This is a genomic window from Sphaerisporangium sp. NPDC049457 (genome assembly GCF_055586705.1).
Genome location: NZ_JBVJHR010000029.1, coordinates 100,381 through 124,073, shown reverse-complemented (window position 1 = coordinate 124,073; position 23,693 = coordinate 100,381). Strand labels below are relative to the sequence as shown.

Below are 23,693 nucleotides of genomic sequence, written 5' to 3'. Positions count from 1 at the left end.
CGGGTTGGCGGGTCTGTTGTCCGGCACGTACAGGTGCATACGCAGGTTGCCGGGGTTGGCGCCGAAGTTGGTCACCTCGGTCAGCGTGGCCGCGGTGGCCTGATGCGGGAACACCAGCGCGACGAGGGCGTACAGCAGCACTGCGCTCGCACTGGCCAATAAGGCGGTGAACCGTTTCATCCGCTCTCCTCTGCTGGGTGTGCGGTGCTCGTCTCCGCACGACGGCTGCGGGCCCGGCGCCGAGGATCGCCACAGGCCGGGCTCGGCGGATGCAAGGTAGGCGTGGCCGCGAACGGCGGTCAAGGCGACCGCGGAAGCCGCCGGGCCAGGCAGGTGAGGAACGGTGTCTTTGAGCTGCTTATCAAGCTACTTGTTATCAAGCCGCTTTGTATCATCCGCGAAACTTACACGCGGCGGCCGCACGGTATGGTCTTCCGGTGACCGCCCGCCGACCCTCCCGCGCCTCCCAGTCGGCCCCGCCCGCACCACGTCTGAGCTACTTGGTGTTCCGGCTGGAGCGCCGCATCCGGGCCCGCCTGGACGAGGCGCTCTCCCTGCACGATGTCACCACCCCCGCCTACATGGCGCTCAGCGAGCTGCGCATGCGCGAGGGGTTGTCCTCGGCGGAGCTCGCGCGCATCGCCTTCGTGACGCCGCAGGCCATGAACCTCGTCATACGCGACCTGGAACGGCGCGAGCTGATCCGCCGCGACCCGCATCCGGACGGCGGCAGGGTGCTGTGCGCCCGCCTCACCCGCAAGGGCCGGTCCCTGCTCGAACGCTGCGACCGCTCGCTCGACACCATCGAGACGGCCATGCTCGCCGAGGTCGACGACACGACCGGCAAGACCCTGGTGGAGGGGCTCACCCTGTGCGCGCGCGCACTGCATCCCGAGGCGCACGCGTGAACCTTTCACGCGGTACGCACACGTGGGTGCGCCGCCGCGGCGGCGCACCCACGAGGCGCGACCTCTAGGGGGTGAGCTGGTGCCGCGGGGTGGCGGCGTGGTCGGCCACCGCCAGCAGTCGCCGTCCGGCGTGCTCGGGCCGGACGTTCGGGGTGTCGGCCGTCATGCCACCGGCCGGCCGGCGGGTGAACGCCGTGATCGCGGCCTCGTCGATCGTGACGCCCAGGCCCGGGGAGTCTCCGAGGACGAACGCGCCGTCCTCGATGGACAGGTCGACGGACACCCCGATCGGCGGCCGCAGGTCCTGCAGCTCGCTGACCATGTGGTTCGGGACCGACGTGGCCGCGTGCAGCAGGGCGATCGGGGTGGTGCCGATCGGGCTGACCGGCAGGTCGTGGGCGTGCGCCAGGGTGGACACCCGCAGGAAGTGGGTGATCCCCCAGACGGCGGCCGTCTGGACGACGTCGACGGCCCCCGCGGCCATCAGCGGCCGGAACTGTTCGAGCCCGGTGAGGTTCTCGCCCGTGGCGACCGAGGCGCGGATCCCGCGGCCGACGATGGCCAGGCCTTCGGCGTCCCACCGCCGGACGGGCTCCTCGATCCAGGTGAGATCGAGGGTGCGCTCGATCTCACAGACGTGCCTGACCGCCTGTTTGCGCGTCCATGCCTCGTTGACGTCGAGCATCAGGCTCGGCCGCGAGCCGTGCGCGGCCTCGGTCAGGACATCCCGGACCAGCGTCAGGCGGCGCAGGTCGCGTTCGACGTCGAGGCCGCCCTTGAGCTTGGCGGCCCGCAGGCCGTGCCGCGCGTAGACCTCGTAGGTCGAGACGAGCTCGTCGTCGGTCAGGCCGATGTCCAGGCCGGACGCGTAGGCGGGGACCCGCCGGTCGCGGCCGCCCAGCAGACGCCAGAGCGGTTCGCCGGCGGCCTGCGCCTTGATGTCCCACAAGGCGGTGTCGAGCGCGCCGATGGTGCCGAACACGGCGCCCGCGTGGCCCGCCTTGAAGGTCTGCCGCAGCATGCGGTCGTAGAGCGCGGGCACGCCGCGCGGGTCTTCGCCGTCGATGGCGGCGAAGATGGCGTCGAGTTCCACGTGCGGACCGATGCCGACGCCGGTGATGCCTTCGTCGGTGTCGACCAGAATGATCGGCACCGAGACGTTCCCGTCGGTGTAGACGCCGTTGGCGTCGCCGACGGGGCGGCCCCATTCATGCACCGTCGTCAGAGTCCGATACCCCGAGATCCGCATGTCAGCCCTTCGTGGAGCCGGCGGTGACACCGTCGGCGATCTGACGTTGAAGGAAGAGATAGAGCAGCAGGACGGGCACCGCGGCGATCAGGACTCCGGAGGCGAAGGTTGGGATGTCATCGGAGTACTGCCCGCGCAACGAGGTGACCCCGACCATGAGGGTGCGATGCTCCGCCGACGGCATCATCACCAGGGCGATGAGCACGTCGTTCCAGCAGAACAGGGCGTCCAGGATGCCGACCGACAGCAGGGCCGGGGCTCCCAGCGGGATCATGATCCGCCGGTAGACGCCGTAGGTCGTGTTCCCGTCGATCCTGGCCGCGTGGACGATCTCCGCGGGGATCGTCCGGTAGTGGCTGGTCATCAGGAAGATGGTGAACGGCAGGAACTGCGCGACGTAGGCCAGGATCAGCCCCGGATAGGTGTCGATGAGACCGGTGTCCGCCATCACCCGGGCGAGCGGCACCATGATCACCTGGAAGGGGATGAACAGCGCCGCGAGGCAGCCCAGGAAGAGCATCTTGGACCCGCGGAACCGCAGCTGGCTGAGCGCGAAGCCGGCCATCGACCCGATGAGCAGCAACAGCACCACCGAGCACGTCACCACGACGACCGAGTTGAAGAAGTACCGCGCCATGCCGACGCTGTTCCACGCCGCGGAGATGTTCTCCGCGTGCGGGGAGCTCGCCGGGGAGAACCGGTCGAGGATGTACTCCCGCCGCGTCTTCATGGAGACGTTGGCGGTGAACACCAGGGGGTAGATCGTCGCGAGCGCGAGGATCGCCATCGGGACGGCGGCCACCCATTTGCCCAGGCTCCTGGTAGGCATCAGTCCTCCCTCCCCGCGCGGCGCAGCACGCTCATCTGCGCGAGCCCCACGACGAGCATGATAAGGAAGAGGACCGTGGACGCGGCCGAGGCGAGCGCCGGACTGTTCATCTTGCCCTGCTGGGTCCAGATGTAGAACTCCGGCAGATAGGTCGATCCCTCCGGGCCGCCGGCGGTCATGACGTAGAGCAGGCCGAACATGGAGGTCAGCATCCCGATCATGGTGGTCACGAAGACGAACTGGATGGTGCGGGACAGGCCGGGGATGATGACATGCCAGATGATCTGGGGGAGCGTCGCGCCGTCCACCCGGGCGGCGTCCAGGAGCGCCGAGTCCAGGGTGGAGAACCCGGCGAGGAACACCACCAGGGACATGCCGAACGTCGCCCAGATGTGCACGCCCACGACCGTGAACATGGCCACGTCCGGATCGCCGAGCCAGTCGATCGGGCCGATGCCGATCGACCCGAGGACGGCGTTGAACGGGCCGTCGATGGCGAGGATCAGGTTGAAGATGGCGCCGACGATCACCGGTGAGAGCACGGCCGGGAAGAAGTAGACGCCGCGGAAGACCCGGTTGCCCGGCACGCGCAGGTAGATGAACGTCGCGAGCAGGCCGGGGAAGGCGACCGCCAAGGGAAGCAGCACCACCAGCAGGCCCACGTTCCCGAGCGCGGTGCGGAACAGCGGGTCTTCGAGCAGGGCGGCGTAGTTGGCCAGGCCGACCGCCGTCCCGTTGAGCTCGCCGTCCCCCGTGAAGGAGAAGTTGACGCCGAGGAGCAGCGGCCACAGCCGCAGCAGCACGATGATCAGAACGGCCGGCGCCATCAGGACCAGGGGCGCGAAGCGCTCGGCCGACCCCCGTCCACGGGCATTGCCCCGCGAGTGCGTGCCGATGCCGCCGTGGCGCGCCCGCCGTTCGAGTTTCGCCCCGTCGGCCCGCCCGGCACCGGCCGGGCGGGCCAACGGAGATGAACGTCCAACCGGCACGCGATCAGCCCGTTCGGTCGGAAGCGGCCAGCTGCTTCACCGCCTCGTCGACGCTCGCCGATCCGCTGAGGAGCTTCTGGGACAGCCTGCCCATCAGGTCCAGAGTCTTGGACGACAGCGCGACGTGCAGCGCGGGCTTGCCGGACTTCAGCTGCGACACGATGGTGCCGACGGCCGGAGGCGCCTGCGACACGTCGATCGTCGTGTCGGAGGCGATGGCGCCGGCGTCGGAGTAGAAGGCGTTCAACGCCTCGGTCGTCGTCAGAGACCGCACCAGGTCGGCCGCCGACTTGGGGTCCTTCGTCCACTTCGCCACCGCGTAACCGATGCCTCCGTCGTACGGGAGGGACGGCTCGGCGCCGCTGGTGACGACCGGGGCGCGCATGACGCCGACCTTGTCGCCGAGGAACTCGCCGAAGTCCTTCCAGTGCCCCACGTCGGACATCAGGCCGATGACGTGGGCCGCCTTGCCCGAGTCGAAGACCGAGAAGGAGTCGTTGAACATCGCGGTCGAGTTGGCCCCGTCGTTGTTGAAGCCCTTGTCGTTGACGTCCTTCCAGAGCTTGAAGACCTGCTTGACGTTGGGGGAGTTCCAGTCGCGCTTGCCGGCGATCCAGTCGTCGTACTCCTGGGGCGTGAGGATGCCCGAGGCGAGGCCCGAGAGCCAGAACTGGATGCCGAAGCCCTCCTTGTTGCCGAGCGCGAAGCACTTGGCGCCGGCCTTCTTGATGGCGGCGCAGTCGCTCATCAGCTCGTCCCACGTCGTGGGCGGCTTCTCGGGGTCGAGCCCCGCCTTCTGGTAGAGCGTCTTGTTGTAGTAGATGGGGTGGCCCTGCAACGTCACCGGCGCGGCGTAGGTCTTGCCGTCCTTGCTGAACGCCTCCCAGCCGGCCAGGCGCTGCTTGTCGTCGGTCACGTACTCGTCCAGCGGGAGGAGCGCGTCCACGCGGTCGCGGATCTGCCCGCCTCCGTTGAAGAGCATGACGTCGGGGCCCTTGCCCGACTGGATGGCCGCGCCGAGCAGGGTGTAGTACTGCTCGAACGGCTGGGCCACGAACTCGACGGTGACGTCGGGATGCTTCTTGGCGAAGTCGGCCTTGGCCTTCTCGATATAGGTGGCGGCGGCCTTGTCGCCGGACTTCCAGTCCCAGACCACGAGTTTGCTCTTGGCGGCGCCGGCGGAGGATCCCGTCTCGGACCCCGACTGTGAGCCCGTCGGCGCGGCGCTGCCGCAGCCGGCCAGGGCCAAGCCCGCGATCAGGGCGACCGACCATAAAGTGTGCTGCTTCATTTGCTGTTCACTCTCCAGAGGGCGGCCAGCCTCCCCGGCCGTCTTTCGCGAAACGTAACTCGTATGACGTCTGACGTCAATACACATGACGTATACTGGCGCCGTCGGCGCTGCCTTCGGCAGGCCCACCGGAGGGGGATATGACGGCATCGCAGGAATCGCCCGGCCGCGTCTCGACGCCACCCGCATGGGTGCGACGGCCGGCCAGTTTGGCAAAGGCGGTGACGGCCGAACTGGTTGAGCGCATCGTCCGCGGGGAGCACCCTTCCGGCACGCCGCTCCCTCCCGAGCCCGCGCTGTGCCAGGCGTTCTCGGTGAGCCGCACCGTCGTGCGCGAGGCCGTGAAGGTCTTGCAGGAGAAGGGTCTCGTCCAGGTCCGCCAGGGGGCGGGCACCATGGTCACCCCGCCGACGATGTGGGACATGCTCGACGAACTCGTCCTCGCGGCGACCATCGCCGAGGACGAGAGCCTTGCGATACTCGACGACCTCGTCGTCACGCGGCGCATCCTTGAGTCCGACATGGCCAACCTCGCCGCCCGCGTGGCGGACGAGGACACCGTCGAGCGGCTGCGCGCGCTGGTCGACCGCATGGACGAGTGCGTGGACGACCCGGCCACCTACGCCGACCACGACCGCGCCTTCCATGACACGATCATGCAGGTGTCCGGGAACCGCATCGCCCGTGGGGTGGTGCGGTCGCTGGAGAAGCAGGTCGTCAACACCGCCCGCTACATGGGCCGCACCGAGCGGGCCCTGTGCGTGGCGTCGAACGCCGGCCACCGCCGCGTCTACGAACGCATCGCCGCCCATGACCCCGACGGCGCCGCCGAGGCGATGTTCACGCACATCACCGAGGCCTGGCTCGTCCGCCGCAGCGCACCCGGCGCCCCTGTGCGCCTGCAGCGATAGCGCCGCCGTGCTCTCACCCGATGGCGGGCCGCCCCGGCCCGCGGGCACGGGCGGCCCGCCACGGGGCTCCTTGGCAGGGGCGCCCGCCGGCGGCTCATCCCGGAAGCAGCGGCAGCAGGGCGTTGAGGCGTCCGGACGCGAAGCCCGACAGGTCGAGCGAGCAGAATGTGAAGCCGGCGCCGCGGACGGCGGCGTCGATGCGCTCGCGCAGCTCGGCCGCCCGGGGGACCTCCGCGGCGGGAACCTCGACGCGGGCGAGCGCGCCCCCGGTGTGGGCGCGCACCCGGCACACCGGGAAGCCGAGGTCGCGCAGGGCGGCCTCGGCCGTCTCCACCTTGCGCAGCACCTCGGGGGTCACGGGGTCGCCGTAGGTCACCCGGGAGGCCAGGCAGGGCGCGGCGGGCTTGCCGGCCGTCGCCAGGCCCAGCTCGCGGCTGACCTCGCGGACGCCGGCCTTGGTCAGCCCGGCGTCGACCAGCGGAGAGACGGCGCCGCGTTCGGCCGCCGCCCGCCGGCCGGGCCGGTGGTCGCCGAGGTCGTCGAGGTTGGTGCCGAGCGCGATGCGGGCCCCCATGGCGGTCGCCAGCGGGGTCAGCGCGTCGAAGAGCGCCGACTTGCAGTGGTAGCAGCGGTCGGAGCCGTTGGCCGCGTACTCGGGCCGCTCCGCCTCGTCGGTGCAGACCTCCAGGTGCGGCAGGCCGTGGTGCCGCGCGAACTCGCGCGCGGCCGACCGCTCGGAGGCCGCCAGGCTGGGGGAGACCGCGGTGACGGCCAATGCCCTCGTGCCGAGCACGCGGTGCGCGGCATAGGCGAGCAGCGCCGAGTCCACGCCGCCCGAGTAGGCGACGACCAGCGCGGTCTCCTCGCGCAGCCGCTCACTGAGCCGCGTCATCGCGTCGTTCATCGAAGTCTCCTTCTCGGTGTCTGTTTCGGGGTCCGCTTCGGGGTCTGCCTCGGTGTCCGCGGAAGCGGGCGGCCACGGCGTCCCGGCGTTCCGGAGGAGCGCGGCGGCGGAGAGGCAGGCCGCGTATGCGCCGATTGACCCGATGAATATGCCTCGGACAGTATGGCTCCTGCCTTCTGAGGGTCAAGCTGGCTGGTTCGACGGGCGCCAGGTGAATCTGGCTTTACTTCGACCCGATGAATCTGCCAAGCTCCCACACCACCTATCCCTACGCCTAATGGAGGAAAGCGGATCGTGAAGCTGTTGCGTGTCGGGCCGGTCGGGGGTGAGCGGCCGTGCGTCATGGGGCCGGAGGGCCGGGTGCTGGATCTGTCGTCGTTGACGGCGGACATCGACGGCGCGTTCCTGGCGGGGGGAGGAATCGAGCGCGTGCGGACGGCCCTGGCGGAGGGACGGCTGCCGGAGGCCGGGCCGTACGAGCGGGTCGGCGCGCCGGTGGCCCGGCCGGGGAAGATCGTGTGCATCGGGCTCAACTACTCCGACCACGCCGAGGAGACCGGGGCCGCGCCTCCTTCCGAGCCGGTGGTGTTCATGAAGGCGCCGAACACGCTGGTCGGTCCCGATGACGAGGTGCTGGTGCCGCGCCGCAGTGTGAAGACCGACTACGAGGTCGAGCTGGCGATCATCCTGGGGCGCGAGGCGCGTTACCTCGCCTCGCCCGAGGAGGCGGCGGAGGTGATCGCGGGGTACGCGATCTCCAACGACGTGTCCGAGCGCGAGTTCCAGATCGAGCGCGGCGGCCAGTGGGACAAGGGCAAGTCGTGTGAGACGTTCAACCCGCTGGGGCCCTGGCTGGTCACCCCGGACGAGGTCGGCGACCCGCAGGCGCTCGGCCTGCGGCTGTGGGTCGACGGCGATCTGCGGCAGAACGGCAACACCAAGAACCAGATCTTCGGCGTGCACCACGTGATCTGGTACCTCAGCCAGTTCATGGTGCTGGAGGCCGGCGACGTGGTGAACACCGGCACCCCGGCGGGCGTGGCGCTCGGCCGCGGCCCCCGCGCGTACCTGCGCGCGGGCGAGGTGGTCGAGCTGGAGATCGACGGCCTGGGCCGCCAGCGCCAGCGGATGGGCCAGGCGTGAGAGCCGGCGAGGCACGTCCCGCGCGACGGGCCGCCAGGGTGGACGGACGCCGTCCCGAGCACGAATGCGCACAGGAGGAACGATGAGCGAGCCGGCGGGCAAGGGCGGCGGCGAGTTCGACGGGGCGGTCGCCGTCGTCACCGGTGGCGCCTCGGGCATCGGCCAGGCGGTCGCCGAGGAACTGGCCGCGCGTGGCGCCCAGGTCGCGGTCCTTGACCTCAAGGACACCGAGTTCGTCTGCGACGTGACCGACGACACGACCGTGCGGCGCGCGATCACGGCGGTGGCCGAACGGTTCGGCCGCATCGACGTGCTGGTGAACAACGCGGGCATCGGCGCCCAGGGCACCGTGGCCGACAACGACGACGCCGAATGGCTGCGCGTCTTCGACCTCAACGTGGTCGGCATCGCCCGCGTCACCCGGGCGGCCCTGCCGTACCTGCGGCGGTCCCCGCAGGCGGCGATCGTCAACACCTGTTCGATCGCCGCCACCGCCGGGCTGCCGCAGCGGGCGCTGTACTCGGCGTCCAAGGGCGCGGTGCTCGCGCTGACCCGGGCGATGGCGGCCGACCACATCCGCGAGGGCATCCGCGTCAACTGCGTCACCCCCGGCACCGTGGACACCCCGTGGATCGCGCGGCTGCTCGACGCCGCCCCCGATCCGGCGGCCGAGCGGGCCGCGCTGAGCGCCCGCCAGCCGCACGGCCGCCTGGTCAGCGCGCAGGAGGTCGCCAAGGCCGTCGCGTACCTGGCCGGTCCGGCCTCCGGCTCCACCGTCGGCATCGAGCTGCCCGTGGACGGCGGCATGGCCGGCCTGCGCCTCCGGCCGGCGGCGTCGTGACGGCCGGCCTCGGGCTCTACGGGCTCGGCACCGCGCCGCTCGGCGGGCTGTTCGCCCCGGTCGGCGAAGACGAGGCGCACGAGGCGCTCGCCGCAGCGTGGGAGTCGGGCATCCGCTACTTCGACACCGCGCCGCACTACGGCGCCGGTCTCGCCGAGGAGCGGCTCGGACGCTTCCTGCGCGGCCTGCCGGGTGACGCGGGGCGGCAGGCGGTCGTGTCCACGAAGGTGGGCCGCGTCCTGGTGCCGGGTCAGGGCGAGGAGGACGGCTTCCCGGGCCGCGGCGGCCACGTGCGGGTGCGCGACTACAGCCGCGACGGCGTCCTGCGCTCGCTGGAGGACAGCCTGGCGCGCACCGGGCTCGACCGGTTCGACCTGGTGTTCATCCACGACCCGGACGACCACTGGGAGCAGGCCGCGGGCGAGGCGTACCCGGCGCTGGCCGAGCTGCGCGACCAGGGCGTCGTCGGCGCGATCGGCGCCGGGATGAACCAGGCCGAGATGCTCACCCGCTTCGTCCGGGAGACCGACATGGACGCGGTCCTCGTCGCGGGGCGCTACACGCTGCTCGACCGGTCCGCCGCCGCCGAACTGCTGCCGGCGTGCGAGCGGCGCGGCGTCGCCGTCATCGCGGGCGGGGTGTTCAACAGCGGCGTCCTGGCCGGCGGGACGACCTACGACTACGACGCGGCCCCGCCCGAGGTGCTCGCGCGGGCGCGTGAGCTGGGACGGCTCTGCTCGTCGTACGGCGTGCCGCTGCCGGCGGCCGCGCTGCGGTTCCCGCACCGGCATCCGGCCGTCACCACGGTGCTGATCGGCGCGCGCAGCGCGGCCGAGGTCCGCGAGGACCTCGACCTGGCGGCCGCCGACGTGCCGGAGGAGCTCTGGAAGGAGCTGGAACATGCGGGTTGACCTCGCCTACGGCGCGGACGGGCTCGTCGTGGACCTGCCGGACGACCGGACCACGGTCATCACGCCGGTCACCCGCGAGGCCGCCCCGGACGAGGCGGCCGAGCTGCGGCGGGCCCTGCGCGAACCGGTGGCGGGGCCGCCGCTGCGCGAGCGGGTGCGCCCCGGCCAGACGGTGGCGATCTCGGCCTGCGACGGCACCAGGCCGCAGCCTCGGCACCTGATGATCCCGGCGATCCTCGCCGAGCTGGACGGGGTGACCGACCTCGCCGACGTCGTGATCCTGGTCGCCACCGGCACCCACCGCGGCAACACCGCCGAGGAGCTGCGCGCGATGTTCGGCGACGAGGTCGTGGACGCCGTGCGCATCGTCAACCACGACTCCCGCGACCGCTCGTCGCTGCGCTGGATGGGCCGCCACGGCAAGGACGTCCCGGTGTGGCTCAACCGCGAGTGGGCCGAGGCGGACGTGCGGATCACGACCGGGTTCGTGGAGCCGCACTTCTTCGCCGGGTTCTCCGGCGGGCCCAAGCTGGTCGCCCCCGGGCTCGCCGCCCTGGAGACCGTGCTCACCCTGCACGACGCGGCCCGCATCGGCGACCCGCGCGCCACCTGGGGCGTCATCGACGGCAACCCGGTGCACGACGACGTGCGCGCCATCGCCGCCGCGACCGGCGTCACCTTCGCCCTCGACGTCGTGCTGAACCGCGAGCAGCGCATCGTGCGGGCGTTCGGCGGCGACCTGGCGCCGATGCACGCCGCCGCCACCGAGGCCGCTCGCGCGGTGGCGATGCGGCCGGTCGCCGAGCCCTTCGACGTGGTGGTGACGACCAACGCCGGGTTCCCGCTCGACCAGAACCTCTACCAGTCGGTGAAGGGCATGAGCGCCGCCGCCCAGGTCGTGCGGCCGGGAGGGACCATCGTCTGCGCCGCCGAGTGCCGGGACGGGTTCCCCGACCACGGCTCCTACCGCGAGGTGCTCACCTCGGCGGCCTCGCCCGACGAGCTGTTCCAGGAGATCTCGCGCCGCGCCGAGACCGTGCCCGACCAGTGGCAGGTGCAGATCCAGGCGCGCATCCAGCGGTCCGCCCGCGTCGTCATGCACACCTCGTACCTGACCGACGCCGACCTGGCGGACGCCCATCTGGAGCAGACCGGCGACATCGCCGCCACCGTGCGCGACCTGCCCGGCCGGGTCTGCGTCCTGCCGGAGGGGCCGATGACCATTCCCTACCTCACCGCATGAGCGGCTCGTTCGACCTGGGGTACGCGCGCGTCGACCTCGACCGGGAGGCGCGCCAGGGACTGCCCGAGATCGTCTACGGTCCGGGCAAGCGGGCGGCCGAGATCGCCGGCATCGTGACCGCGCTGCTCGACCGGAACACCGGGCCCGTCCTGGTGACCCGGGTGGAGCCCGACGCCGCCGCGACCGTGCTCACGCTCGTCCCCGGCGGCGGGTACGACCGGGAGGCCCGGCTGCTGGTCTGGCGGGAGGCGCGGCCGATCGGGCACACGGTGGCCGTGGTCACCGCGGGCACGGCGGACGGCCCCGTGGCGGCCGAGGCCGCGGCCGTCGCCTCCGTCCTGGGCCTTTCGACCACGGTGGTCAGGGACGTGGGAGTGGCGGGGCTGCACCGGGTGCTCGACGCGACCGGCGAACTGCGCGCGGCCGACAGCGTGATCGTCATCGCCGGGATGGAGGGCGCGCTGGCCAGCGTGGTGGGCGGCCTGGTCGAGACGCCGGTGATCGCGGTGCCCACCTCCACCGGTTACGGCGCCGCGCTGGAGGGCGTGACGGCGCTGCTCGCCATGCTCAGCTCGTGCGCGGCCGGGATCACCGTGGTCAACATCGACTCCGGGTTCGGGGCGGCGCTCGCCGCCTACCGGCTCACGAGGAGGCCGAGGTGATCCTCTACATCAACCCGTTCACCGGCCTGGCCGGCGACATGCTGCTCGGCGCCCTGCTGGACGCCGGCGCCTCCGCCGACGCCGTACGCCGCGCCGTCGCCCTGACCGGGCTGACCGGCTGGCGGCTGGAGGCCGAACGCGTGCGCACCGGCGCGCTGACCGCGGTCCGCGTCCGCGTCGAGGTGGACGACGACGCCACCGAGCGGCCCGCGTCGACGCTGATCGAGATGGCGGCGCGCACCGGCCTGCCGGTCGCCGAGAAGGCACTGGCCGCGATCGCCGAGGTGGAGGGCGCGCTGCACGGCGTGCCGGCCGCCGAGGTGCACCTGCACGAGCTCGGCGGGCACGACACGCTGGTCGACATCGTCGGCTGCGCGGCGGCGCTCCGCGACCTCGGCGTGACGCGCGTCCACTGCGCGCCCCTGCCGCTGGGGGAGGGCACCGTGCGCACCCGGCACGGCGTGCTTCCCGTGCCGGCTCCCGCCACGATCGCCCTGCTGCGCGGGGCGCTGGTGCGGGGAGGCGCGGCGGGGGAGGCCGTCACCCCGACGGGGGCCGCCCTCCTCCACGCCATCGGCGCGGTCTACGGGCCGGTCCCCGAGATGGAACTGCGCGCCACGGGGTACGGGGCGGGGAGCCGGGAGCTGCCGGACCGGCCCAACGTGACCGTGGCCATGCTCGGACGTCCCGCCGACCGGCACGGCGGGCACGAGCCGCAGGTCGTTCTGGAGACGAACCTGGACGACGTGACCGGAGAGGTTCTCGGGCACGTCATCGAGCGCGCCCTGGCCGCGGGCGCGGCCGACGCGTGGGTCACGCCGGCGGTCATGAAGAAGGGCCGTCCCGCGCACGTCCTGCACGTGCTCACCACGTCCGAGCTGGCCGGCACCCTGCAGGACCTGGTCTTCGCCGAGACCGGGAGCCTCGGCCTGCGCCGCACCGTGGTGGACAAGGTCGCGCTGCCCCGGCACGTCGAGACCGTGCTGCTGCACGGCCGGCCGGTGCGGATGAAGCGCGGACCGTGGGGCGTCAAGCCCGAGCACGACGACCTGGCCGAGCTTGCCGCGAGCACTGGCAGACCGCTGAGAGAACTGGCACGAGAGGCCCTTAACGCACTATGACCCGTATTGATGCTCATCACCACATGTGGGAGCTGGCCCGGCGTCCGCAGGCCTGGCTTGACGGTGCGAAGATGACCCCCATCCGGCGGGACTTCACCCTCGCCGACCACGCCTCCGAGGCGGGGCGGGCGGGCATCGGCCGCTCCGTGCTCGTGCAGGTCCTGAACGACGCCCAGGAGACGCGCGAGTTCCTCGCGCTGGCGGAGAAGTCGGACACCGTCGCGGCGGTGGTGGGCTGGGCCGACCTGACCCGCCCCGACCTCGCCGACGAGCTGGCCGCGCTGGCCGCCTCGCCCGGCGGGCAGCTGCTGCGCGGCATACGGCACCTCGTCCAGGCCGAACCCGATCCCCGCTGGCTCGCCCGGGACGAGGTCCGTGCCGGGCTGAGGCGGGTGGCGGCGGCCGGGCTCACCTACGACCTGCTCGTCGCGCCGCATCAGCTCCCTGCCGCGATCGAGACCGTGCGCGCCGTCCCCGAGCTGGGCTTCGTCCTGGACCACCTGGCCAAACCGCCGGTCGCCTCCAGCGAGCTCGAACCGTGGGCCGGGCTGATCCGCGAGCTGGCCGCCGAGCCCAACGTGACGGCCAAGCTGTCCGGCCTGATCACCGAAGCGGCCTGGGACGACTGGGACGCCGAAGCCCTGCGGCCGTACGCCGGCGTCGCCCTTGAGACCTTCGGCCCCGGACGTCTCATGTTCGGCTCCGACTGGCCGGTCTGCCTGCTCGCGGGCGCCCTGCCGGCCTGGACCGGCACGGTGGAGACGCTGCTCGGCGACGCCGGGCTGTCGGCCGCCGAGCGTGACGAGGTCTTCCAGGGGACGGCGACCCGGGTCTACCGCCTGGACGGGTGAGCGCGGCCGCGGCGGTCAGCCCGGCGCGGAGAACAGGCGCTGCTGGATCTCCCTGCGGTAGTCGTCCAGCGTGTTGTCGATGTGGGTGGCCGCGGCGTGGGCGGCCGCCTCGGGGTCGCCGGCGCGGATGGCCTGGTGGATGGCATCGTGCTCCTCGACCGCCTTGGCCGCGTGCCCGCCGATCGAGCCGCGCAGCCCGATGATGTTGGACTGGGACTGCAGCCGGCGGACCTCGCGCACCGCCACCTCCAGGAACATGTTGTGCGACGCCTTGGCGATGCCGGCGTGGAAGGCGTCGTCGCCCTCGATGAACATGTCCTCGCGTCCGGTCCGGAACCCCTGGCGGCACACCTCGGCCGCCGCCTCGATGGCTCCGAGCTCGGCGGGGGTGGCGCGGCGGGCGGCCAGCCGGCAGGTCTCCATCTCCTGCGCCCGGCGGAACTCGAAGAGCATGTACACGTGGTCCAGGTCGGTGGGGAGGAAGAAGGACGCCCACCGCGCCGCGCCGAGCGTCCCCTCGTCGTCGGACACGTACAGGCCGCGGCCCTTCTGGGCCCGCACCCGGCCGATCGCCGAAAGTATCTTCACGGCCTCGCGTACGACGGTGCGGCTGGTGCCCAGTTGCCGGGCCAGTTCGTTCTCGGTGGGCATGCGGTCCCCGGGGCGCAGCCGCAGCCGCGCGATCAGCTCCAGCACCTGCTCGGCGGCCACCTCGTAGCCCGGCCGGTAGCCGCCCTCGCCTGGAGTCCCGGTCACGATGCCCCTCCTTGTGATGCCTGGCAGAAGTATGGCTCATCGACCGGTCCGTGCGCCGCGCGCGGATTAGTGCGACACCCCGCGGCCGCACGCCGGCCGCCGTGGACGCGGCCGGCGGCATCCGATTCCGAGTTCCACGGAACGCCGCGTTTCCGGGCCGCCAATTGTGACCGCGCCCGGTATTCGGAGTGGCGTGGAAGTCATCGGCCGGCGCCGCGGCATGGCGGCCGCCGGGTGGACGGCGCGCGTCCCATCGGGTGAATATATGGGCGCGAGAACGAATCTCATCCATTGCCTGATTCGCGCGGATGTCCAGCTGAAAGTTTCAGACTCACCCGCGAGATCGGCGTCCCCTCCGCGCCGCTCCGGCGCCCAGCTCAGCAGGGTCGCCGCGGCGTGCGAGGGCGCCCGGGAAAGGGGCATGCGCCTTGACCCGTTCCTGGACATGGGGTTGGCTCCGCGCTGGGCGGTGTCCGTGGCCGCCCCGCCGCACATCGCAGAATCGTGTGCGACCGCCCACGCCATCGGTGATGCCTTTCGGCACCGTCGAATGTGAGCGCTAACAAATCTGGCGGGCGTAATTCGGCCAGGTCAACCCTCCTTCGAACGCGAGCGCAGGGTGAGCGGTTACCGCTCCGGAAAGGTGATCATGAGAATCACGTTACCGCGTCCGGTGAATCTCGCCTCCAGGCGAGGTCTCCTCTGGGTGCTGAGCCTGATCTGCCTTATGGCGGTATTTCCCGCTACATCGGCGCGGGCGGATAATCCGATCGTCCAGACCGTTTACACCGCCGATCCGGCGCCGCTGGTGTACAACGGCCGGCTGTACCTGTACACGGGACACGACGAGGACGGCTCGACGTATTTCACCATGAAGGATTGGCGGGTCTGGTCGACCGTCGACATGGTGAACTGGACCGACCACGGTTCGCCGCTCAGCGTGGCCACTTTCAGCTGGGCGAAGTCCGACGCGTGGGCGGGTCAGACGATCTACCGGAACGGCAAGTTCTACTGGTATGTCCCGACGACCAACCGGTCGACCGGGCGGATGGCCATCGGGGTGGCGGTCTCTGACAGTCCCACCGGGCCGTTCAGGGACGCCATCGGGCGTCCGCTGGTGGAGAACGGTGAGATCGACCCCACGGTGTTCATCGACGACAACGGGCAGGCCTATCTGTACTGGGGCAACCCGCACCTGTCGTATGTGAAGCTGAACACCGACATGATCTCCTATTCGGGCGGTGTGTCGCAGATCCAGCTCACCACCGCCGGGTTCGGCTCCCGAAGCGGCGACGCGAACCGGCCGACCCTCTTCGAGGAGGGGCCGTGGGTCTACAAGCGCGACGGCCTGTACTACCTCGTGTTCGCGGCGAAGTGCTGTTCGGAGTTCATCGCCTACTCGACGGGCACCAGCCCCACCGGTCCGTGGACCTACCGGGGGACGATCATGCCGACCCAGGGCGGCAGCTTCACCAACCACCCGGGCGTCGTCGACTACAAGGGCGGGTCGTACTTCTTCTACCACAACGGCGCTCTGCCGGGCGGCGGCGGCTACACGCGTTCCGTCGCGGTGGAGAAGTTCTCCTACCGGAGCGACGGCACCATCCCGACGATCAACATGACCACGACCGGGGCGCCGCAGGTGGGCACCCTGGACCCCTACGTCCGCCAGGAGGCCGAGACGATCGCCTGGGAGTCGGGGGTGGAGACCGAGGCCGCCAGTGAGGGCGGCATGAACATCGGGTGGATAGAGAACGGGGACTACGTCAAGGTCAAGGGGGTCGCGTTCGGTTCCGGGGCGACGTCCTTCAGCGCTCGCGTCGCCTCGGCCAACAGCGGCGGGCGGATCGAGCTGCGCCTGGACGGCGCCAACGGCACGCTGGTGGGAACGTGCACCGTGCCGGGCACCGGTGGCTGGCAGACGTGGACGACCGTCTCCTGCGGGGTGAACGGCGCGACGGGAACCCACGATCTGTACTTCAAGTACACCGGCGGGAGCGGCACCCTGTTCAACGTGAACTGGTGGCAGTTCAGCGGCTCGGGCGACCCCACGCCGACGCCCACCCCGACCCCCACGCCCACTCCCACCCCGACGCCGACTCCCACCCCCACACCCACGCCGACGCCGACCCCCACGCCGACCCCGACTCCCACGTCGGGCGGCGCCTGCGACGCGACCTACCACACCACCAACTCCTGGTCCGGCGGCTTCCAGGGCGAGGTCACGGTGACGGCCGGCGCCTCGGCGATCAGAGGCTGGACGGTCCGATGGACCCTGGGCAACGGCCAGACGATCAGCCAGGTCTGGAACGGCACGCTGAGCACCAGCGGTTCGACGGTGTCGGTGAGCAACGCCTCCTACAACGGCTCGCTCCAGCCGTCGGCCTCGACGACGTTCGGCTTCCTCGCCAACGGCACCGCCTCCACGCCGTCGCTGACCTGCACCGGCTCCTGACGGCGCCGCCGTTCTGAGCAGGGACGCCGCCCTGGCGAGGGGCGCCGCCTGACGGGTGCGGCCTGTGCGGGACGACCGCGTACGCGGGAACCCCGCACAGGCCGGCCGGCAGGGACGACGACGAGGTCAGAGGTTGCGGAGGACCGAGACCACGATGCCCAGGACGACGGCGTCGTCACCGTCGATGACGTCGTAGGCGGGGTTGCGCGGTTCGAGACGGACGTGCCCGTCGCGCCTGCGGTACACCTTGACGGTGGCCTCGCCGTCGATCATCGCGGCGACGATCTGGCCCGAGTGCGCCTCGGGCTGCCGCCGCACCACGACGATGTCGCCGTCGCAGATCGCGGCGTCGATCATCGAATCGCCCCGCACCCGGAGACCGAACACCTCGCCGCGCCCGGTGAGGTCGCGGGGCAGGGTCAGCATGTCGTCCACCTGCTGGTCGGCCGGGATGGGCACGCCCGCGGCGATCTCTCCGACGACGGGCACGCTCACCAGGTCGCCGGCCTGCCGTGCCGCCGGGGGCCGCAGGAACGGGCGCACGTCGACCGGCCGCGTCGTGGTCGCGCCACGGCTGAGGAAGCCGTTCTCCTCCAGGCTCCTCAGGTGCCTGGACACCGATGAGGACGACCGCAGCCCGACCGCGTCGCCGATCTCGCGCGTGCTCGGCGGATACCCGTACCTGACCACCCAGTCCCGGATCGCGGCCAGGATCCGCTGCTGGCGCCGCGGCAGGGCGGAGAAGTCCAGGTGGTCGAACGCGTCGGGATCGTCGTAAGAGGTCACCCCCGGAATGCTAGACGCGCGGGCCCCGGCCGTCGCCCTTCATCCACCCTTCATCGTGCCGGCATCGTGCGCGCCGCCGAGCCCCGCGAGCCGGGAGGAGGGGCCGCGGGGCCGGGATGCCGGGGGCGGGGGCGACCGGGGGCCGAAGGCCGGAGGCCGGGGGCCGGGGCCGGAGGAGTTCAGGGACGGCGGTCGCGGCGGACCAGGGCGAGCGCCGGGAGGATCACGGCGGCGGTGAGGAGGAAGGTGGGGGTGTATCCGATGGAGGTGATGACCAGCCCGGCGCCGAGCGCGCCGGCGGCCATGCCGAGATCGTAGGCGGCGTTCCAGATCGCGCTGACCGCGCTCTCGCCGCCGGCCGGCACGCGGGCGTACATCAGCGCCAGCGTCGCGTTCTGCAGCATGCCGAACCCGACGCCGAACACCAGCGCCCCGCCGATCACCGCCGGCGGTGCGCCGGTCGCGGCGAGCGCCGCCAAGCCCGCGGCGGACAGCACCAGTCCGGGCGCGAGCAGACGCGCCGAGCCGTGGCGGTCGCCGAGCCGTCCGGCGAACCAGCGGGCCAGGGTGGACGCCGCGGGCTGGACGAGCAACGCGGTCGCGGCCACCCAGGCCGGCTGGTGGGAGGTGGCGAGCGGCAGGAAGGTGACCAGCACCCCGACCGCCGCGGTGGACGCCGCGAAGATGGTCGCGGGTCGCGTCAGGGCCGGGTTGCGCAGGCCGCTGAGCACGCCGTGGTGGTTCCCGGCCCGTGCCGCCGGGGTGCGTCGCGGCAGGCCGGGCACCGACAGCAGGGTCAGCAGCGTGGCCACCGTCGTCACGACGAACACGGGGGTGTAGCCCCAGTGGGCCGCCGCCCACACGCCGGCGGGCAGCGCGAGCAGGCTGGACACCCCGCTGACGGTCCCGACGAGCGCGAGGCCCTCGCCGCGCCGGTCCGCCGGGATGAGCAGGGCGGTGACGGCGCCGCCGGCCACGACGGCTATCGCGAAACCCGACCCGCGCACCAGACTGACCACGATGATCACCCACATGCTGTCGCTCCACGTCAGGACGACGGTCGGCGCGCCGAGCAGGACCAGCCCGAGGGTCAGCGACCACCGGTAGCCGAGCCGGAGGACCAGCCGCGGGGTCACCAGCTCGAACGCCACGGTGGCCAGCAGCAGCGCGACCGTCGCCAGCCCCGCGCCGCTGTCGGAACCGGCCTGCTCGGCGAACAGCGGCACGACCGACAGCGGCAGGTAGAAGCCGATCGAGGCGCCGACGATGGAGACGAAGCGCAGCAGGAGTGCCCGGGACACGAGCCCGGTCGAAGCCGGCCGGATCTGGAGATCAGTGGTCATGACAAGAACGGTATGGGCCGACCGGCCCGGTGATAAGGTCCGGTTCCATGCCTGTGGAGTGGGCCGGTTCGGGGCCAGAGCTGCTCGTCACGATCGACAGGCGCAGCGGCGCGGGGCTCCGCTCGCAGCTCGAGGACCAGATGCGCGACGCCATCCGCCGCGGCCGGCTGGCCGGCGGCGAGCGGCTGCCGTCCTCGCGTGAGCTCGCCCGTGCGCTGGGGCTGTCCCGCGGTCTGGTCCAGGACTGTTACGCGCAGTTGCGGGCCGAGGGCTACCTGACCAGCCGCCCCGGATCCGCCACGCGCGTGGCGGCGGCCGCGGTGGCCCGCCCGCACGCGCCGCCGTCGGCGAGCCCGCCGGCCCGGCCCCGTCACGCGGTCGCCGACTTCCGGCATGGGGTGCCCGATCTGCGCCTCGCGCCGCGCGACGACTGGGCGTGGGCGGTCCGCGAGGTCTGCCGCACGGCCCCGAACTCCGTCTTCGACTACGGGGACCCCATCGGCGAGCCGTGGCCGCGGGAGGTGCTCGCCGCCTACCTGCGGCGGGTGCGGGCGGTCGCGGCCACCGCCGGCCAGGTGGTCATCTGCACGGGAATGGCGCAGGCGCTCGGGCTCGTGCTGCGGGTGCTCGCCGGCGAGGGCGTCGGCACGCTCGCCTTCGAGGATCCCGGGGCCGGCGGCTCGACGACCGAGCAGGCGGCCGCCGCCGGGATGGCCGCCGTGCCCGTCCCGGTGGACGCGGACGGGCTCGACGTCGCCGCGCTCGAACGCACCACGGCCCGGGCCGTGCTCGTGACCCCGGCCCACCAGTGGCCCACCGGCGTGGTGCTCGCCGGGCGCCGCCGGCAGGAGCTCATCGCGTGGGCACGGCGCCGCGGCGGCGTCATCATCGAGGACGACTACGACGCCGAGTTCCGATACGACCGCGATCCGGTCGGCTCACTGCAGGGGCTCGCGCCCGACTGCGTCGTCTCGCTCGGGACGGTCAGCAAGTCGCTCGCGCCGGCCCTGCGCCTCGGCTGGCTGGTCGCCCCCGAACGGCTGCTCCCCGCGCTGGCGCGCGGCAAGCTCGTCGCCGACCGCGGCAGCCCCGGCCTCGACCAGCTCGCGCTCGCCACGCTCATCGAGTCGGGCCGATACGACCGGCATCTGCGGCGCGCCCGCGCCGAGTACGCCGCCCGCCGGGCGGCCCTCCTCGCCGCCCTCGCCGTCCACGCCCCCGGCCTGCGCGTCACCGGCCTCGCCGCCGGATTCCACGCCGTCCTGCACCTGCCCGACGGCACCGACGAGGACGAGCTGATCGAGCGGGCCCGGCGGCGCGGCGTCGGCCTGTACGGCATGGCGCGGATGCACCGGGCGGCCGAGCCGGCCGGGCCGCGGCTGGTCCTCGGCTTCGGCGACACCCCTGAACGCGCCATCGAGGCCGGCGTCGCCGCCATCGCCGACCTGCTGCGCGGACGATGAGCGTCCCGGGCCGGAGGCATGGTCGACCCGGCCGGGCCGCCTGCGCGACCGGTTCGCGGGCGGTCGCCGGGGCGGCCGGGCTCAGGTGAGTTCCAGGCCGCCGTCGATGGTGATGACCTGGCCGGTGACCCAGGCGGCGGCGGGGTCGGCGAGGTGCACGATCCAGGCGGCCACCTCCTCGGGAGCGCCGCGGCGGCCGAGCGGGATGCGCGCGCTCTCTTCCTGCTTGATCTGCTCGACGACCGTCGCGGGCAGCCCGGCGGCGCTCAGCGCCTCGCTCTCGGTGGGCCCGGGGGCCAGCGCGTTGACGCGGACGCCGTCGCCGGCCAGCTCCAGCGCCCAGCTGCGGGTCAGCTGTTCCACGGCGGCCTTGGTGGCGGCGTAGTGCGCGCCGCCGGGCAGCGGGCGGTGGCCGTAGGTGCTGGAGACGTTGATGATCGTGCCGCGGGCGGCGCGCAGATGCGGCAGCGCGGCGTGGGCGAGCAGGCTGGGCGCGGTGACGTTGAGGGCCAGCAGCTCGGCGACGCGCCCGGCGTCGGTGTCGGCCAACGGCATGATCAGAGCGGCTCCGGCGTTGTTGACCAGCACGTCCAGGCGGCCCCATCGGCCGGCGGCCGCCTCGACGACCGCGTGCGGCGCGCCGTCGGCGGTGATGTCGGCCGGCAGGGCCGTGATGCCTGAGTGCTGGGCGGCGGTCTGGTGCAGGGCGTCGGCCCGGCGTCCGACGCCGAGTACGTGCGCGCCGGCGCGGGCGAGGGCGATCGCCGTGGCGCGGCCGATGCCGGATCCGGCTCCGGTCACGATCGCGACCTGGTCCCGCAGGCGGCCGGTGGGTTGAGCGGTCACATGCCCCTCCTTCGTTCGGTGTTCGTGGGACTCGGTGTGGCGGTTCACGAGACGAGTGGAATGCGGAGCACGAAGCGTGCGCCGCCGTCGGCCGCGTCCTCGACGTGCATCGTGCCGTGGTGGGCCGCGGCGATGTCACGGGCGATGGCCAGGCCCAGGCCCGCGCCTCCGTGGTCGCGGCTGCGGGCGGTGTCCAGGCGGACGAAGCGCTGGAAGACGCGCTCGCGGTCGGCCGGGCGGACGCCCTGCCCGTCGTCGGCCACGGCCAGTTCCGCATGGCCGCCCACGCGGCGCAGGTCCACCGCCAGCCGGTGCGCGGCGTGCCGCCGCGCGTTGTCCAGCAGGTTGGCGAGCAACCGTGCGATCTGCCAGGAGGCGGCCAGCACCGTGACCGCGGGCTCCAGGCTCAGCCGCACGTCACAGGTCTTGGCCCACCGGGCCGCCACCGTCTCGACCAGGCACGTCAGGTCCACCTCCTCCAGCCTTCCTGCGAGGTCGGCCTCGAGCGTGGACAGCAGGAGCAGGTCGTTGATGATGTTCTCCAGCCGGTCGAGGTCGTCCGTCAGATGGCGCAGCAGGTCGGACAGGTCGGCGTCGTCCGGATGCAGCTGGGCCTCCTCCACCTGCACGCGCAGCGCGGCGAGCGGCGTGCGCAGCTCGTGCGAGGCGTCGACGGCGAACTGACGCTGGCGATCGAGCAACTGCTCGGCGTACGTTCTAGCCCCTCGCACCTGCTCGTTCAGTTCCCGCACCTCCTGGGCGCGCGCGCACGGCGGGCCCGCCCGCGTCCGGTCGCGCTGAAGCAGCGCGCACACGTCCTCCGCGCCCTGGAGGTACAACATCACCGCCCCGGCGTGGTCATGGCCGGGGAAGTCGGGCACACGACGGCCCAGCAACTCCTCTCGCGGGCGTCCGCAGGCGTCGAGATATGCCTGGTTGACGGCCACGACGGTCATGTCCGGTGTCATGGCCAGGCAAGGGCTCGGAACGGCCGCGAACAGAGCGGCATAGTCGACGTCCGGTCTCATCCGGGTTTCCCCTTTTCTCATCAGGCGTCCCTTCCGAGCGCGCTCAGCAGGGCCAACGGATTCATCACTTCGAGCTGCAGGCGTTCTCCGTACACCGACCGGTCGTAGCGGCGGGCGGACCGGCGAGGGGGAGTCGCAGGACGAAGCTCGCGCCACCGGCCTCGGACTCCTCGGTGTGCAGGCTGCCGGTGTGGGCCAGGGCGATGTCGCGGGCGATCGCCAGGCCGAGGCCGGTGCCGGTGTGGTCGAGGTGGCGTGCGGCCGGGAGCCGGGTGAAGCGCTGGAAGATCAGTTCCCGTTCGGGCTCGGCGATGCCGTCTCCGTCGTCGGCGACCGTCAGCTCGGCGTGGTCGCCGTCGCGGCTCACCCGGACCTCGACCAGGTTCCTGGCGTGCCGCTGGGCGTTGTCCAGCAGGTTGGTGAGCAGCCGGCCGATCCGGATCGGGACGGCGTGGACGACGACCCCGGGTTCCAGCCGGAGCCGTACGTCGATCCGGTCGCGCCTGCGGGCGATCTCGCCGCGCACCGTCTCCGCGAGGTCGACGGCCAGTGGCGCCAGGGCCGGGCCGGTCTCCATCTCGGCGAGGACGTTCAGGTCGGTGATGATCGCGTCCAGCCGGTCGACGTCTCTCAGCGCCCGGACGAGCAGCTCGCAGAGATCGGTGTCGGCCGGATGCAGGCGGGCCTCCTCCAGCTCCGCGCGCAGCCCCGCCACCGCCGTGCGCAGCTCATGTGAGGCGTCGGAGGTGAACCGCCGCTTCTTCTGCAGTTCGCGCCGCAACTCGCGCAACTTGTCGGCGGGGGTGCGGATCGCCGGCCCGGCCCGCCCTTGACGAGGTGAGGGAGAGAATTCGTAATCGTGTGGAGGTGTCGGGGGTGCCGTCACAGCACATGCTCCTTCCGGTGCCTACGTTCCGTGCGAGATGTCACCTGGCGGTCATGCGGGGACGGACGCCGCGTGCCGTCGCCGCCCATGTCCGGTGCCGCCGCCGTCGCCGCATGGCCGGAGATCTCCCGGCTCCGCCGCGGCGTTCCGGGGCGGCGCGGCAGGTCCGCCGTCCGCTGCGATCCTTGTCGGGGTTCTCGCCGGTGGGACGTTCGCCGCGATGCGGTCACCAGCTCCGCAAGGCGGTCACCAGCTAAGACAGGACAGCCTCGCGAAC

The 23,693-nt window shown here is 72.4% G+C and carries 22 protein-coding genes and 1 pseudogene; 11 read left to right on the top strand and 12 right to left on the bottom strand.

The window, feature by feature from the left end; genetic code table 11:
* Positions 1 to 180: pseudogene (locus tag ACZ6QO_RS35270) on the bottom strand (extracellular catalytic domain type 1 short-chain-length polyhydroxyalkanoate depolymerase); the annotation flags it as partial.
* A gap of 257 nt (positions 181 to 437) precedes the next feature.
* On the opposite strand from ACZ6QO_RS35270, the gene ACZ6QO_RS35265 reads away from it, so the two are divergent.
* Positions 438 to 908 carry a MarR family winged helix-turn-helix transcriptional regulator gene (locus tag ACZ6QO_RS35265; RefSeq protein ID WP_465857425.1) on the top strand — a complete coding sequence of 157 codons (471 nt, stop codon included), beginning with the start codon at positions 438 to 440 and terminating at the stop codon, positions 906 to 908.
* Positions 909 to 972: 64 nt separating this feature from the next.
* Here ACZ6QO_RS35265 and ACZ6QO_RS35260 read toward each other — a convergent pair whose 3' ends face one another.
* From ACZ6QO_RS35260 to ACZ6QO_RS35245, 4 genes are read right to left on the bottom strand one after another with little or no spacing between them, the layout of a single operon-like run.
* On the bottom strand, positions 973 to 2,124 hold the full coding sequence (locus ACZ6QO_RS35260) for a mandelate racemase/muconate lactonizing enzyme family protein (protein ID WP_465857423.1): 1,152 nt from the start codon (positions 2,122 to 2,124) through the stop codon (positions 973 to 975).
* Positions 2,125 to 2,158: 34 nt separating this feature from the next.
* The gene (locus ACZ6QO_RS35255) at positions 2,159 to 2,986 is read right to left on the bottom strand and encodes a carbohydrate ABC transporter permease (RefSeq protein ID WP_465857422.1); all 828 of its coding nucleotides are present in this window, start codon (positions 2,984 to 2,986) and stop codon (positions 2,159 to 2,161) included.
* Positions 2,986 to 3,951, bottom strand: coding sequence for a carbohydrate ABC transporter permease (locus ACZ6QO_RS35250; RefSeq protein WP_465857421.1), 966 nt, complete (start codon positions 3,949 to 3,951; stop codon positions 2,986 to 2,988). Before ACZ6QO_RS35250 ends, ACZ6QO_RS35255 begins: the two co-directional genes overlap by 1 nt.
* A 28-nt stretch (positions 3,952 to 3,979) precedes the next feature.
* Positions 3,980 to 5,266, bottom strand: a complete 1,287-nt coding sequence (locus ACZ6QO_RS35245) for an ABC transporter substrate-binding protein (protein WP_465857420.1) — start codon at positions 5,264 to 5,266, stop codon at positions 3,980 to 3,982.
* 221 nt (positions 5,267 to 5,487) lie between these two features.
* On the opposite strand from ACZ6QO_RS35245, the gene ACZ6QO_RS35240 reads away from it, so the two are divergent.
* Positions 5,488 to 6,177, top strand: coding sequence for a FadR/GntR family transcriptional regulator (locus ACZ6QO_RS35240; protein ID WP_465857419.1), 690 nt, complete (start codon positions 5,488 to 5,490; stop codon positions 6,175 to 6,177).
* 94 nt (positions 6,178 to 6,271) lie between these two features.
* Here the strand turns inward: ACZ6QO_RS35240 and larE are convergent, their stop codons facing one another.
* Positions 6,272 to 7,081 carry an ATP-dependent sacrificial sulfur transferase LarE gene (gene larE, locus ACZ6QO_RS35235; RefSeq protein ID WP_465857418.1) on the bottom strand — a complete coding sequence of 270 codons (810 nt, stop codon included), beginning with the start codon at positions 7,079 to 7,081 and terminating at the stop codon, positions 6,272 to 6,274.
* 294 nt (positions 7,082 to 7,375) lie between these two features.
* Between larE and ACZ6QO_RS35230 the strand changes: the two genes are divergently transcribed.
* From ACZ6QO_RS35230 to ACZ6QO_RS35200, 7 genes are all read left to right on the top strand, one after another.
* A complete protein-coding gene (locus ACZ6QO_RS35230) occupies positions 7,376 to 8,224 on the top strand; it encodes a fumarylacetoacetate hydrolase family protein (RefSeq protein WP_465857417.1) in 849 nt (282 codons plus the stop codon).
* A gap of 82 nt (positions 8,225 to 8,306) precedes the next feature.
* Entirely contained in the window at positions 8,307 to 9,065 is a 759-nt protein-coding gene (locus ACZ6QO_RS35225; protein WP_465857416.1) for an SDR family NAD(P)-dependent oxidoreductase, read from the top strand.
* Entirely contained in the window at positions 9,062 to 9,976 is a 915-nt protein-coding gene (locus ACZ6QO_RS35220) for an aldo/keto reductase (protein ID WP_465857415.1), read from the top strand. Before ACZ6QO_RS35225 ends, ACZ6QO_RS35220 begins: the two co-directional genes overlap by 4 nt.
* On the top strand, positions 9,966 to 11,219 hold the full coding sequence (larA, locus tag ACZ6QO_RS35215) for a nickel-dependent lactate racemase (protein WP_465857413.1): 1,254 nt from the start codon (positions 9,966 to 9,968) through the stop codon (positions 11,217 to 11,219). Before ACZ6QO_RS35220 ends, larA begins: the two co-directional genes overlap by 11 nt.
* Entirely contained in the window at positions 11,216 to 11,881 is a 666-nt protein-coding gene (gene larB, locus ACZ6QO_RS35210) for a nickel pincer cofactor biosynthesis protein LarB (RefSeq protein ID WP_465857411.1), read from the top strand. Before larA ends, larB begins: the two co-directional genes overlap by 4 nt.
* Positions 11,878 to 13,002, top strand: a complete 1,125-nt coding sequence (gene larC, locus ACZ6QO_RS35205) for a nickel pincer cofactor biosynthesis protein LarC (RefSeq protein ID WP_465857409.1) — start codon at positions 11,878 to 11,880, stop codon at positions 13,000 to 13,002. The genes larB and larC overlap by 4 nt, the downstream gene beginning before the upstream one ends.
* Positions 12,999 to 13,853: an amidohydrolase family protein gene (locus tag ACZ6QO_RS35200; RefSeq protein WP_465857407.1), complete on the top strand. Its 855-nt coding sequence runs from the start codon at positions 12,999 to 13,001 to the stop codon at positions 13,851 to 13,853. Before larC ends, ACZ6QO_RS35200 begins: the two co-directional genes overlap by 4 nt.
* A gap of 15 nt (positions 13,854 to 13,868) precedes the next feature.
* On the opposite strand, the gene ACZ6QO_RS35195 is transcribed toward ACZ6QO_RS35200, so the two are convergent.
* Positions 13,869 to 14,609, bottom strand: coding sequence for a FadR/GntR family transcriptional regulator (locus tag ACZ6QO_RS35195; RefSeq protein WP_465857405.1), 741 nt, complete (start codon positions 14,607 to 14,609; stop codon positions 13,869 to 13,871).
* A 649-nt stretch (positions 14,610 to 15,258) separates the two neighbouring features.
* Here ACZ6QO_RS35195 and ACZ6QO_RS35190 point away from each other — a divergent pair.
* A complete protein-coding gene (locus ACZ6QO_RS35190; RefSeq protein ID WP_465857403.1) occupies positions 15,259 to 17,064 on the top strand; it encodes a family 43 glycosylhydrolase in 1,806 nt (601 codons plus the stop codon).
* A 126-nt stretch (positions 17,065 to 17,190) separates the two neighbouring features.
* Here ACZ6QO_RS35190 and lexA read toward each other — a convergent pair whose 3' ends face one another.
* Entirely contained in the window at positions 17,191 to 17,850 is a 660-nt protein-coding gene (gene lexA / locus ACZ6QO_RS35185; RefSeq protein WP_465857401.1) for a transcriptional repressor LexA, read from the bottom strand.
* Positions 17,851 to 18,029: 179 nt separating this feature from the next.
* The gene (locus ACZ6QO_RS35180) at positions 18,030 to 19,193 is read right to left on the bottom strand and encodes an MFS transporter (RefSeq protein WP_465857399.1); all 1,164 of its coding nucleotides are present in this window, start codon (positions 19,191 to 19,193) and stop codon (positions 18,030 to 18,032) included.
* A gap of 47 nt (positions 19,194 to 19,240) precedes the next feature.
* Between ACZ6QO_RS35180 and pdxR the strand changes: the two genes are divergently transcribed.
* Positions 19,241 to 20,656 (top strand): MocR-like pyridoxine biosynthesis transcription factor PdxR, encoded by a 1,416-nt coding sequence (gene pdxR / locus ACZ6QO_RS35175; RefSeq protein ID WP_465857397.1) that lies wholly within the window; start codon positions 19,241 to 19,243, stop codon positions 20,654 to 20,656.
* Between the two features lie 81 nt (positions 20,657 to 20,737).
* Here pdxR and ACZ6QO_RS35170 read toward each other — a convergent pair whose 3' ends face one another.
* The 3 genes from ACZ6QO_RS35170 to ACZ6QO_RS35160 all read right to left on the bottom strand — a co-directional run bounded on the left by ACZ6QO_RS35170 (position 20,738) and on the right by ACZ6QO_RS35160 (position 23,416).
* Positions 20,738 to 21,502 carry an SDR family NAD(P)-dependent oxidoreductase gene (locus ACZ6QO_RS35170; protein ID WP_465857395.1) on the bottom strand — a complete coding sequence of 255 codons (765 nt, stop codon included), beginning with the start codon at positions 21,500 to 21,502 and terminating at the stop codon, positions 20,738 to 20,740.
* Positions 21,503 to 21,546: 44 nt separating this feature from the next.
* Positions 21,547 to 22,530: an ATP-binding protein gene (locus ACZ6QO_RS35165; RefSeq protein WP_465857393.1), complete on the bottom strand. Its 984-nt coding sequence runs from the start codon at positions 22,528 to 22,530 to the stop codon at positions 21,547 to 21,549.
* Between the two features lie 64 nt (positions 22,531 to 22,594).
* Positions 22,595 to 23,416 carry a sensor histidine kinase gene (locus ACZ6QO_RS35160; protein WP_465857391.1) on the bottom strand — a complete coding sequence of 274 codons (822 nt, stop codon included), beginning with the start codon at positions 23,414 to 23,416 and terminating at the stop codon, positions 22,595 to 22,597.
* Between the last annotated feature and the right edge of the window lie 277 nt (positions 23,417 to 23,693).